Raw genomic sequence first — 11,170 nt, 5'->3', positions numbered from 1 at the left:
CGCAGGGTGTCACCGGCCGGGGGCACGCCGCAAGCCGGTGCGTGGTGCTCGAGCCAGGGTCAATTCGCACCTGGCAAGCAGACCTCTCCCCTGCCTTGTCCGGGCCCCGCACGCGACGAGGCCCCGGCCCCTTCGCGCGCTGAAGCGGCGCGAGGAAGCCGGGGCCCCGGGGCCCCGCGGAAGGCGGAGCTCCGCGCCGCTACGGCGCGGTGTTGCGGCGCACGAGGAACAGGCCCAGGCCCAGGCCCGCGGCCCACCGGGCGGCGGCCGCCAGCGGCGTCTGGGCCAGCTTCGGAGGCCGGGTGCCCGTCCGCGGGCTGGGCGCGGGCCGGAGCTCACGCGAGCCGGGCATCCGCGCGCCGCCCTCCTCCAGCTCGCCCTTGGTGGCCGTCACCGCCTTGCCCTCCTCCGGGAGCTTCTGGCCAGGGGCCTTCCCCTCCGGGGAGCGGTGCTCGAGGATGGCGTTGATTTCGGCGCCCAGCAGGACGACCTGTGAGGAGATCCACATCCACAGCAGCAGGACGATGACGCCGCCGATGGCGCCGTAGTTCACGTCGTACTTGCCGAAGTTGACCACGTACTTGGAGAAGCCCCACGAGGCCGCCACCCAGATGAGGACGCCCACCACGGAGCCCGGGGTGATGAGGCGGAACTTCTGCTTCGCGTCCGGCAGCACGTAGTACAGCACCGCCCACAGGAACATCATCACCAGTCCGGCGAACGGCAGGCGCAGCCAGGTGAGCACCGGGCCCACGGGGCCGAGCTTGCCGGCGATGGTCGGCAGGACGACCACCGTCAGCGCCGCGGCGATGGCCAGCACCGCGCCGCCCAGCGTCACCAGCAGGGCAATGCCGCGCAGCTTCCAGAGGGGCCGCTTCTCCTCCACCCCGTAGGCCGTGTTCAGCGCGTCCATCAGCGCCACGATGCCGCCCGACGCCGCCCACACCGCGCCCACGCCGCCCACCGTCAAGAGGCCCACCGGGTTGCTCTGCGCCAGCGAGTTGAGGCGGTCGCCCAGAATCTTCGTCACCTCCTGGGGCGCCACCTTCGACAGCTCCTGGATGAGCACCTGCGCCTGGGCGGGGTCGATGATGACGCCCGCCAGCGACACCAGGAACAGCAGGAACGGGAAGATGGCCAGGATGGCCCGGAACGTCAGCGCTCCCGCGACATCGCCCACGTCGTCGCGCTTCCACTCCGACTTCAGGGTCTTGAAGAACTCCATCCAACCCATTCCCTTGCCCGGGAGTACCATTCCGCCTCCTCAGAGGTGTTGTGACCTGGGGAACGATGCGCATTCCCCACACCCCCCGGCCCCTCCCTCGCGCCGGGCCACCGCCCGCGCGGCCCCAGGGCAGGCGGCCAGGGCCGGAAGCAGGGCGTCATTCCTGGAAGAGGGCCCTGGGGCCACCCGGCCCCCCCTAGGCAGGCCAGCGTTCAGTGTCGTACACCACGGGTGGGGCGCCGGGACGGCCCGCTGAGCGCTCCATCCCCCGAGGACGTCATGTTCGTCGCCTGTCTGCTGAGTGTCGGCCTGGCACTGACCGCCGGCGCGGCGCCTGGAGTGCCCCCGGGCACCCCGGCCGCGGCCCCCACGCACACGCTCTGGCTCGTCCAACCCCTGTACCCGGGACAGGACGCCCTGGTGAAGCGCACCGAGGCGGGCATCGCCGCGCTGATACCCCCGGACCTGAAGGAGGGGCAGGTCATCGGCCGCGAGGCGCTGGCGGGCTTCCTGAAGGGACGCCGCGGGGACCTCGCCTGCGTGTCCGGCGATGCCCGGTGCCGCGAGCCGATGGAGGCGTACCTGGGCTCGCTGGGGCTGGAGCGGGTGGTGCTGGTGCAGGCGGGGCAGGACGACGCGGGCTACCGCTTCCGCGCCGTCAGCGTGCGTCCGGACAGCGGCGCCCGCGCGCAGGCGGAGACGGCCAACCCCGCCTTCGAGAAGGCGCTGGCCGGCGTGCTGGTGAAGTTCCTGACGCTCAACGCCACGGTGGATGCGGTGACGGAGCCGCCGGGCGCCACCGTCTTCCTGGACGGCGTGAAGGTGGGCACCACGCCCTTCCAGACGGAGGTGCTGCCGGGCGAGCACACCTTCCGCTTCGAGCTGGCCTCGCACCTGCCGAAGGAGGAGACGCGGGTGGTGGCCTCGCGCGAGCAGGTGAAGCTGCGTCCCGCGCTGGAGAAGGTGCCCGCGCGGCTGGTGGTGAAGGCCCTCCCGGAGGGCACGCGGATTCTCGTGGACGGCAAGCCGGTGGGCACGGACGCGGTGGACCAGGGCATCCAGCCCGGCACGCGCACCCTGTCGCTGCTGCTGGAGGGCTACCTGCCGCACGAGGTGAAGGCGGAGATTGCTCCCGGCGCGACGTACACGCTGGAGCACACGATGAAGCCCACCTCCATGCAGGCCTTCAAGCTGGCCATGCGCCGGCGGCAGCAGGCCACCATGGCGCGGCAGAGCTACCTGGAGGGCTCCTTCGAGATGCTGAGCCTCACCAGCGCCACCCTGGAGCTGAAGCCGACGAAGGCCACCGAGGGTCTGAAGGACTTCCGCACCTCGGGCCTCCGCGCGCCCGGCTCGCGGAGGCTGATGGGGCTGGGCGTGGAGTACGGCCGGTACGGGCAGAACTTCGGTGTCATGCTGGCGGGCGCCACGTACTACACCACCGGGGACGTCTGGACGGTGGGCTTCCCTCCCAACGCCGAGCCGGGAGCGCCGCCGGGAGAGCAGTTCGACACGCGGGTGCGGGCGCTGTCGGTCCGCGCGCTCCAGCCGCAGCTGCGCTACGTGGTGGGCCCCGTCTCCTTCGCCGTCCAGGCGGGCCTGGAGTTCAAGGGGATGCTGGTGGAGGAGTCCGGCGACACGCCCGCCTTCGACGGGCTGTATGCGCTGGACCTGCACGCGACGGGGCAGGCCACCGCGCGCGTCTTCCTCTACGAGGGGCTCTACCTCTCGGCGGGGTACCAGCACGGCTTCACGTTGCTGAAGAAGATTGCCGGGACGAGCAACCTGCGGGGAGGGCTGGGCTATGCGTTCTGAGCTGCGCCGCTGGCTGGTGACGTGCGTGGTGCTGGCGTGTGGCCTGGCCTCGGCCGAGCCGCTGGTGGGCCCCGGCGTGGGCAACGCGGATGCGCTGGTGGCCGAGGGCACGCGGCTCTACAACAAGCGCCGCTACGCGGACGCGTCGAAGCAGTTCCTGAAGGCCACGCGGGCCAACCCCTCCTTGCTGCAGGCGTACCTGGGCCTGGCGCGCTCGCGCATGGGGGCGAAGGAGGTCCACGGGGCCTGCGCCGCGTACCGCGCGTACCTGCGCAGCGCCCCGGACATCCAGGACCGGCCCAAGGCACAGCGCGAGCTGGAGCTGTGCGAGCGCAAGCTCAAGGCGGCGCGCAGGAAGAAGAAGAACAAGGTGCCGCCGGACCTGACGGCGCGCCACGTGGAGCTGAAGGCCGGCTTCTTCGCCGCCCTGGCGGACGGGAAGCTGGTGGGCCCGGACTCCGCGGGGGAGATGCTGACCACGCTGGTGTCGGAGGGCTACCTGGGCACGGACCTGGGGGAGATGGGCGTCCGGCTGAGCGCCGCGTGCCGCATCGCCACGGAGGAGCTGCACCGCCGCGCGCTGGGCGGCGAGGCCCTCCCCGCCGAGCGGCTGGCCGAGGCGCGCAAGCTGTTCGAGCTCGCGAGTGACGCGGGCGAGCCGTCCGCCGGCGCCTCCGCGCAGGCGCCGTTCCTGGAGGGCCTGGCGATGCTCCAGAAGGGGGACTCCGCGCGGGCGCAGGCGCTGTTCGCCGAGGCGGCGAGGGCGGCGCCGGACCGGACGGAGTACCGGCTGTGGCGGGCGGCGGCGCTCCAGCGCGCGGGGGACCTGGGCGGGGCGCTCGCGGTGATGGAGGCGGACCTGCCGGGCGACCCGCGCACGGACGTGCTGCGCGCGGCGGTGGCGAACCAGAAGTCACCTGAGGCGGGAGCGCGAGAGCTGGAGCGCATCCTCTTCCAGCGCTACCCGGCGGCGCGCTGAGGTCCCAAGCCATGGCCCTCTACATCTGTCAGCGGTGCGAAGCGCAGCACGAGACGTGGGGCGGGGCCTGCCCTGCGTGCGGTGGCACCGAGCTGCTGACGGTGCCGCAGGTGGACCGGATGGTGGACCGTGTCATCGCGGGCCGCTACCGCATCCTCCGCCGGCTGGGCCAGGGCGGCATGGGCTCGGTGTACCTGGCGGAGCAGGTGGGCATCGGCCAGCAGGTCGCGATGAAGTTCCTCAACAGCGGCCTGTCCCTGGACCCGGATGTGGCCCGGCGCTTCCTGAACGAGGCGAAGAGCTACGCCCGCGTGGCGCACCCCAACGCTGTCACGCTGCACGACTTCGGGCAGGACGAGGAGGGCACGCTCTACATCTCCATGGAGTACGTGGAGGGGGATGACCTCAAGCGCCTGCTGTCCACCGTGGGGCGGCTGGCGCTCCACGAGGCGGTGGACATCATCCTGCAGGTGGCGGACGTGCTGGCCTACGCGCACGCGCGGCAGGTGGTCCACCGGGACTTGAAGCCGGAGAACATCATGGTCCGGCAGGGCATGCGGGGCTGGCACGTGAAGGTGCTGGACTTCGGCATCGCCCGCATCAGCGACGGGGCGCCCCGGCTCACGCAGCAGGGGGCGGTGGCGGGCACGCCCCGGTACATGTCTCCCGAGCAGGCCATGGGCCTGGACGTGGACTCGCGGACGGACATCTACGCGGTGGGCCTGGTGCTCTTCGAGCTGCTCACCGGGAAGCAGCCCTTCGACGGAAGCACCGTCGCGGAAATCATGCAGAAGCAGGTCCAGCAGCCCATGCCGCGCCTGGCGGACGTGGTGGCGGACCTGGACCTGCCGGCCCTCGACGCCATCATCCAGAAGGCCACGGCGAAGAAGCGCGTGGAGCGCTACGCCACCATGGAGGCGTTCGCCTCGGACCTGAGCAACGCGCTGCCCACCCTGCCCCGCCGCTCTCCCATCAGCGGCGTGAGCCCGGCGGTGAAGAGCGCCATCGCGGAGCAGAGCCACCCGGGCACGATGCTCTATGGCGACGGCTCCGAGGCCACGCTGGTGCGAGGCGCCGCCGTCGCGGCCACGGCGGACGCGGGCAGGTTCAATACAGGCAGGGTGGCGCCGATTCCCCTGACGCAGCCGGCGCCCCCCGCGCCGGACGGGTTCGACAAGACGGCGCACACGGCGCCGCCCCATGCGGCGAAGAAGGGCTCCCGCATGGGCCTGGTGATGGGCCTCGGCGGGGCCGTGGTGCTGGTTGCCGGGGGCGTGGGCGTGGTGGCCATCCGGAACAGCGGGGACGCACCGGGGGTGCCCACTCCGGCCGCGGCCGTGCCGGCGCCTCCGGCGGGCCCTGCTTCCGAGACGCGGCTGGAGACGCCGCCGGCCCCTGCGCTGGATGCCCCACCGGCCACGGCCATGGGGGACGTGGACGCGAGGCGGCTCAAGCTGATGGCGATGGAGCAGGTCCTCAACATCAGCAACGACTTCAACGAGGGCAAGCTGGACCTCGCCATGCAGAAGCTGGCGCAGGCCCGGAGCCTGGGCCTGGAGTCCGTCGAGCCCGAGCTGCGGAAGCTCGCGGGGACACTCGAGGACGCCTCGAAGCGGCTGGCGCAGGCGGACGCGCGGGCCCGAGAGGGTGAGTGCGAGCAGGCCATCCGGCTCTACCGGGCGCTGCTCAAGGACCACCCGAAGCTCTCGGATGCTCGGCGCGGCATCAGCCGCTGCGAAAGGGAGCTCGTGCCCCAGACGCTGGAGTAGCCCAGGCGGGCGCCAGCCCTCGCACGCCCGGCTCCCGTGGCCCACTCCACCCGCGGGTGCATGGGATTCACCTGCTCCTCGACGAAGGCCGCGCGGCGCAGGCGGCCGGACAATGCCTCCCGAGCGCGTCTCTTCCGTGCCAGAGGCGCTCACTCGCCGCTTGAGGTGTTCGCCCGCGGAACCTGGGGGCTCGCTCCCGCGAGCCGCCCGACCGCCAGTGCACGCCGGCCAGCCTCGCCGAGCCGCCCCGGAGTCGGTGAGCGGACGCTCGCGTGCACGGCGAGCCAGGATTGAGGCGCCATGTGGGGTCCCCACCTTCATCCCTCGTTGGGGGGGAGGTCCAGGTATGACGAACAGTCTCGTCATGCGGGGTGCGCCCGGAGGCGGACCGGGGGCTCCGCGACGCCCGATGGCGACCGTTCGCCCCGTCCTCGCGACCGCCCGCCCTCCTCTTCCTCCGTCGATTCGGCCCGCGGCCGAGACTCGACACATGCGACGCAACCTCCTCTTCCTGCTGGTGGCCACGGCGGTGTGGCTCCCGCTGCTCCAGTTCCTGTTCCGGCCTAAGGACCCGCGCGAGCTCGCTCCCGCGCTCGCCGCCCGGCAGCGCATGCTCGCGATGCGCGACGACAGCCCCGAGCGCGACCTGCTCCGCCGCAACAACCCCGAGTGGGACCTGATGGTCCGCACCTTCAACGTGCTCTCCTTCGCGAACCTCGCCCTGACGGAGCCGGCCCGGAAGGCGGAGCACCTGGCCGTCATCGACGCCGTGCTGGCGCGCACGCTCCGCGACGAGCGACAGGGCCGGGACACATTCCTCCTGCCCTACGTCCACCGCGCGCCCTTCCGCGACGCGCACGGGCGCAGCCTCTTCGTGGACGGGGAAGTGGCCCTCATGCTCGCGGCCCGCCAGCTCGTGGAGCCACGCGACGACCTCGCGCCACTCCTGAGGGAGCGCATCGACACCCTCACCGCGCAGCTCGAGCGCGCCCCCCTGCTGGCCGCGGAGAGCTACCCCGACGAGGGGTGGACGTTCTGCAACACCGTCGCGCTGGCGGCGCTGCGTCTCTCCGACGCCGTGGACGGGCGGGACCACGCGTCACTGCGGAGGCGCTGGGTGGAGTCGGCCCGGAAGCACCTGGTGGATGCGCGCACCGGGCTGCTCGTCTCGAGCTTCACCTACGAAGGTGTCACCCGGGACGGGCCGGAGGGCTCCTCCCTGTGGCTGGCCGCGCACATGCTCCAGGTGGTGGACGCGAACTTCGCCAGGGAGCAGTACCAGCGCGCACGCCGTGAGCTCATCGGCGAGGCGCTCGGCTTCGCCTGGGCGGCGGAGTGGCCCACCACCGCGAGTGATGCCGATGACGTGGACTCGGGGCCGACCATTCCGATTGTGAACGCGAACGCGGGCTCCAGCGGGCTCGCGCTCCTGGGCGCGGCGGCCTTCGATGACGAGCCGCTGCTGGAGGGCCTCGTCACCAGCCTCCGCTTCGCCGCCTTCCCCGTGACGGATGACACGGGGCTCCGCTTCGCCGCCGGCAATCAGCTCGCGGACGCCGTGCTGCTGTACGCGCTCGTCGAAGGACCTCTGTGGCAACGGGCCATGGAGTCACACACGATGGAGGCACACCGATGAAGCTCACGAAGCTGATGATTCGGACCGCACTGGTGATGGCCGCGGTCTTCCTGGTGCTGAATGTGCTCGGAGGACGCCAGTACGCTGGAATGCTCTCCGGCACGTTGGAAGGTGGACTTCCCGGCCTCGTCTTTGGCGTGTTCTACACGCTGAGCTGGTTCGCCACGGTGCTGCTGGTCCCCATCCTGCTCCTGGCGGGGCTGGCCGGCGTCGCGGTCAACGGGGTCAGGCTCTTGAGACGACGCTGAGGGAGCGCTCAGCGCTCACCGGTCCGTCCGCGTCAGGCCGAGCACCTCCCGCCGCAGGAATTCCAGCCAGCGGAGGAGCCGTGCCTCCCGCAGGTGCTGGGAGCGGCTCTTCCAGAGCGCCCGCTCCAGTCCCCGAGGCGGCTGGAGACGCGCGAGCAGCGCCCGCAGGACGTCCTCCCGCCCGTAGGCACGGAGGAATGCGCCCGCGAGCACCTCCGCCACGTCCTCGGGCGCACGGCCCGCGAGGTCGAGCAGGAAGACGAACAGGTCGTCCGCGTGACGCTCCTCGGCGGACAGGTCCGCCTCGTGCGCTGTCTCGAAGTCGATGAGCCACGCGCGCTGCCCGTCCGCGTCGTAGAGGACGTTCTTCAGGTGCATGTCTCCGTGCGACCACGGCACGGCCGCGCCGGGAAGCACCAGGGCATGAGCACGGCGCAGCTCGCGGGCAGCGGCCTCCACCCCTTGCGCGGTGAGCTGTCCTCGTGCGAGCAGCCGGTCCAGGCTCTCTCCGGGGAGCGCCTCCAGCGCCACGGCACCGCCGCGCCGAAGCTCGGCCGCGTGTCCCGGGTGTAGCAGCCGGAAGGAGGCCAGCTCCCATTCCTGCCAGCGCGAGCACGAAGCGAACATCCGGATGCGGCTGCGCGACAGGCGGAGGAACACGTTGCCGGCGGCAATCACCGCCCCCATGCCGAAGCGGCGGCGCTTGACCCAGAACGTGGCGTCCGCCGTCACCGCATTGACGCGCACGGCATCAATCGCGCGCCCCAGTCCCTGGCTCCAGAGCTCGGTGAGCGCCCTCCCCCACCTCACGCCCGCAGCTCCTCGTACCAGAGCACCACCGCCAGACATCCCAGGCACCAGCACCGAATCCAGCCGCGCCCGGCCAGCCCGCCGAACAGCATCACCGCGGCCAGCACCAGCACCGTCCCCACGGCGCTCAGCGTCCCTCCGGCCTCGAGCAGCAGGCGCCGGGAGCCGCGCCACGGGTGCGCGACCCCATCCAGTGCGAGGGGGAAGAGGAACAGCCCCTGCACCTCGACGGCATAGAACGCGGGAACCGCGAGCGGCAGCCCCACCGCGTGCGGCAGCCCCAGGAGCACCGCCACGCTCCAGGTGCCCACGGCCGCCAGCAGCGCGAAGGCATACTTGAGGCCCCCGAGCTTCCGCGCGGAAGGCAGCGAGGTGCCCACGGGCCTTCCGCGCACATGGGCCATTGCCCCGGCCATCCAGGCCGCGCCACCGCGAAAACCTCCGCGCCACGCGCCCCGGGCCTCCCGGACCAGCGGCGAGCCGGGAGCATCGAAGAGCGCCGCCGCGCGCCCCAGGAGCACGCATCCCCGCCGCAGCGGAGACGGCAGGACTCCGGAGAGCGCCTCATCCGCCATGGAGCCGCTCGCGGACGAAGCAGAAGTGCGCCCAGGCCAGGAACGCGAGCCCATGGCCCGTCAGCAGGGTCCGGTGCAGCAGGGCCTCGAACCGCCCGCACCGCCGGCGGTGGAAGACGAACTCGTCGTAGCAGATGAGGACGAGGGTCCCCATCAGGACGACGAGGACGGGCAGCAGGAACACGAGGGGACGCGGCGCCACCGAGGCGGCGCACATCAACAGGAACAGGGGCAGCCCACCGCCCGCCAGCGCGAGCAGCTCCGCCTTGTGCTCGTTGGGGCCCACGCGCAGCCCGGCCGCGCGATGGTGGACCCAGTCCGCCACACCGGCCGCGGTGGCGACCGTCCCGGCCACCGCCACCACCCAGAGCTCCCACGGGTACAGGGAGGGCTCGGTGAGCCAGGCGAAGCGCGGTGTCCGGGAGAGCGCCACCAGCGCCACGCCGAACAGCACACCCGGCACGAGCGAGGCCAGCAGACTGGCGGACTCCCGGAAGCGGAACAGTGACGTGCGAAGAGAGGGCGCCAGGACAGGTGCGGAAGTAGCGGGCATGAGCGGTCGTCTCGGGGAACGGATTCTTCCTGGCCCGGCAGGATGGCACAGGAGAATCCCGGGACGTGACGCGCTCCGCGAACGGCGGATTCCCACGGGGCAATGGCCCGACGGCCAGAGAAGCTCAGCCCCCGTACACCGGCAGCACCGGAGCATCCTCGAGCCGAGGTGCCCGGGCATCCTTGCCGGACAGCAGCGGCTCCTTCACCGGCCACGGAATCGCCAGGTCGGGGTCATTCCACAGCACGCTCCGCTCCGTCTCCGGCGCGTACAGCGTGGTGCACTTGTAGTGGAAGTCCGCGGAGTCGCTCAGCACGCAGAAGCCATGTGCGAAGCCGGGCGGAATCCAGAGCTGGCGCCGGTTCTCCGAGGACAGCTCCACCGCCACCCACTTCCCGAAGGTGGGCGAGCCCTTCCGCACGTCCACGGCCACGTCGTACACCGCGCCGGCCAGCACCTGCACCAGCTTCCCCTGCCCCAGCGGCTCCTGGAAGTGCAGCCCGCGCACCGTGCCCTTCGCCGAGCGCGAGTAGTTGTCCTGCACGAAGGGCCCGGGGATGCCCGCGTCCGCGTAGCGCTTCGCGTGGTACAGCTCCATGAAGAAGCCGCGGTCATCGCCGAACACCTTCGGCTCCACCAGCAGCACCTCCGGAAGGACGTCCAGCGCGGTCACCTTCACGACACCGCCCCCCGGTTCTCCGCGAGCCCCAGCAGGTACTGGCCGTAGTCGTTCTTCCGCATCGGCTCCGCCAGCGTGACGAGCTGCTTCGCGTCGATGTAGCCCATGCGGAACGCAATCTCCTCCGGGCACGCCACCTTCAGCCCCTGCCGCGCCTCGATGATTTGAATGAAGTTGGACGCCTGCATCAGCGACTCGTGCGTGCCGGTGTCCAGCCACGCGTACCCGCGCCCCATCAGCTCCACATGGAGCTGCCCACGCCGCAGGTACTCCGCGTTGACGTCGGTGATTTCCAGCTCGCCGCGCCGGCTCGGCTTCAGCCCCGCGGCGATGTCCAGCACCTGGTTGTCGTAGAAGTACAAACCGGTGACGGCGTAGTTCGACTTCGGCTTCGCTGGCTTCTCCTCCAGGCTCACCGCGCGAAGCCGTGCGTCCAGCTCCACCACGCCGTACCGCTCCGGGTCCTTCACGTAGTAGCCGAACACGGTGGCGCCGGTGGTGCGCTTCGCCGCCTGCTTCACCACGTCCACCAGCCCGTGGCCGTAGAAGATGTTGTCGCCCAGGATGAGTGACACGCTGTCCTGGCCCACGAAGTCGCGGCCGATGATGAACGCCTGGGCCAGCCCCTCGGGCCTCGGCTGCTCGGCGTAGCTCAGGCGCAGGCCCCACTGCTCGCCGCCGCCCAGCAGCTCACGGAAGCGCGGCAGGTCCTGCGGCGTGGAGATGACGAGGATGTCCCGGATGCCCGCCAGCATCAGCGTGCTGAGCGGGTAGTAGATCATCGGCTTGTCATGCACGGGCAGCAGCTGCTTGCTGACCACGCGAGTCAGCGGGTACAGCCGCGTACCCGAACCACCGGCGAGAATGATGCCCTTCATGGC

The 11,170-nt window shown here is 71.6% G+C and carries 11 protein-coding genes; 5 read left to right on the top strand and 6 right to left on the bottom strand.

Annotated elements, in window-relative coordinates; genetic code table 11:
- Positions 1–199 precede the first annotated feature (199 nt).
- Positions 200–1,255, bottom strand: a complete 1,056-nt coding sequence (locus tag K8638_RS15030; RefSeq protein ID WP_223755204.1) for a YihY/virulence factor BrkB family protein — start codon at positions 1,253–1,255, stop codon at positions 200–202.
- A 249-nt stretch (positions 1,256–1,504) separates the two neighbouring features.
- Between K8638_RS15030 and K8638_RS15025 the strand changes: the two genes are divergently transcribed.
- From K8638_RS15025 to K8638_RS15005, 5 genes are all read left to right on the top strand, one after another.
- Positions 1,505–3,040 (top strand): PEGA domain-containing protein, encoded by a 1,536-nt coding sequence (locus tag K8638_RS15025; protein WP_223755203.1) that lies wholly within the window; start codon positions 1,505–1,507, stop codon positions 3,038–3,040.
- On the top strand, positions 3,030–4,019 hold the full coding sequence (locus K8638_RS15020; protein WP_223755202.1) for a tol-pal system YbgF family protein: 990 nt from the start codon (positions 3,030–3,032) through the stop codon (positions 4,017–4,019). Before K8638_RS15025 ends, K8638_RS15020 begins: the two co-directional genes overlap by 11 nt.
- An 11-nt stretch (positions 4,020–4,030) precedes the next feature.
- Positions 4,031–5,788 (top strand): serine/threonine-protein kinase, encoded by a 1,758-nt coding sequence (locus K8638_RS15015; RefSeq protein ID WP_223755201.1) that lies wholly within the window; start codon positions 4,031–4,033, stop codon positions 5,786–5,788.
- A 490-nt stretch (positions 5,789–6,278) separates the two neighbouring features.
- Positions 6,279–7,424: a hypothetical protein gene (locus K8638_RS15010; RefSeq protein WP_223755200.1), complete on the top strand. Its 1,146-nt coding sequence runs from the start codon at positions 6,279–6,281 to the stop codon at positions 7,422–7,424.
- Positions 7,421–7,672: a hypothetical protein gene (locus tag K8638_RS15005; protein ID WP_223755199.1), complete on the top strand. Its 252-nt coding sequence runs from the start codon at positions 7,421–7,423 to the stop codon at positions 7,670–7,672. The genes K8638_RS15010 and K8638_RS15005 overlap by 4 nt, the downstream gene beginning before the upstream one ends.
- A 15-nt stretch (positions 7,673–7,687) precedes the next feature.
- Here the strand turns inward: K8638_RS15005 and K8638_RS15000 are convergent, their stop codons facing one another.
- The 5 genes from K8638_RS15000 to rfbA all read right to left on the bottom strand — a co-directional run bounded on the left by K8638_RS15000 (position 7,688) and on the right by rfbA (position 11,167).
- Positions 7,688–8,482, bottom strand: a complete 795-nt coding sequence (locus K8638_RS15000; protein WP_223755198.1) for a lipopolysaccharide kinase InaA family protein — start codon at positions 8,480–8,482, stop codon at positions 7,688–7,690.
- On the bottom strand, positions 8,479–9,057 hold the full coding sequence (locus K8638_RS14995; protein WP_223755197.1) for a hypothetical protein: 579 nt from the start codon (positions 9,055–9,057) through the stop codon (positions 8,479–8,481). The genes K8638_RS15000 and K8638_RS14995 overlap by 4 nt, the downstream gene beginning before the upstream one ends.
- Positions 9,047–9,610, bottom strand: a complete 564-nt coding sequence (locus tag K8638_RS14990; protein ID WP_223755196.1) for a hypothetical protein — start codon at positions 9,608–9,610, stop codon at positions 9,047–9,049. The genes K8638_RS14995 and K8638_RS14990 overlap by 11 nt, the downstream gene beginning before the upstream one ends.
- 124 nt (positions 9,611–9,734) lie before the next feature.
- Positions 9,735–10,289, bottom strand: a complete 555-nt coding sequence (gene rfbC, locus K8638_RS14985; RefSeq protein ID WP_223755195.1) for a dTDP-4-dehydrorhamnose 3,5-epimerase — start codon at positions 10,287–10,289, stop codon at positions 9,735–9,737.
- Positions 10,286–11,167, bottom strand: a complete 882-nt coding sequence (gene rfbA / locus K8638_RS14980; RefSeq protein WP_223755194.1) for a glucose-1-phosphate thymidylyltransferase RfbA — start codon at positions 11,165–11,167, stop codon at positions 10,286–10,288. The genes rfbC and rfbA overlap by 4 nt, the downstream gene beginning before the upstream one ends.
- Positions 11,168–11,170: the final 3 nt, after the last annotated feature.

The sequence above is a fragment of the Myxococcus sp. RHSTA-1-4 genome, assembly GCF_020037125.1.
Taxonomy (GTDB): domain Bacteria; phylum Myxococcota; class Myxococcia; order Myxococcales; family Myxococcaceae; genus Myxococcus.
This window is presented reverse-complemented; position numbering and strand designations above follow the sequence as displayed.

Bases quoted from the DNA above. Each gene is read 5' to 3' on its own strand.
- K8638_RS15030 (WP_223755204.1), bottom strand. From the start codon at position 1,255: ATGGTACTCCCGGGCAAGGGAATGGGTTGGATGGAGTTCTTCAAGACC.
- K8638_RS15025 (WP_223755203.1), top strand. From the start codon at position 1,505: ATGTTCGTCGCCTGTCTGCTGAGTGTCGGCCTGGCACTGACCGCCGGC.
- K8638_RS15020 (WP_223755202.1), top strand. From the start codon at position 3,030: ATGCGTTCTGAGCTGCGCCGCTGGCTGGTGACGTGCGTGGTGCTGGCG.
- K8638_RS15015 (WP_223755201.1), top strand. From the start codon at position 4,031: ATGGCCCTCTACATCTGTCAGCGGTGCGAAGCGCAGCACGAGACGTGG.
- K8638_RS15010 (WP_223755200.1), top strand. From the start codon at position 6,279: ATGCGACGCAACCTCCTCTTCCTGCTGGTGGCCACGGCGGTGTGGCTC.
- K8638_RS15005 (WP_223755199.1), top strand. From the start codon at position 7,421: ATGAAGCTCACGAAGCTGATGATTCGGACCGCACTGGTGATGGCCGCG.
- K8638_RS14995 (WP_223755197.1), bottom strand. From the start codon at position 9,057: ATGGCGGATGAGGCGCTCTCCGGAGTCCTGCCGTCTCCGCTGCGGCGG.
- K8638_RS14990 (WP_223755196.1), bottom strand. From the start codon at position 9,610: ATGCCCGCTACTTCCGCACCTGTCCTGGCGCCCTCTCTTCGCACGTCA.
- rfbA (WP_223755194.1), bottom strand. From the start codon at position 11,167: ATGAAGGGCATCATTCTCGCCGGTGGTTCGGGTACGCGGCTGTACCCG.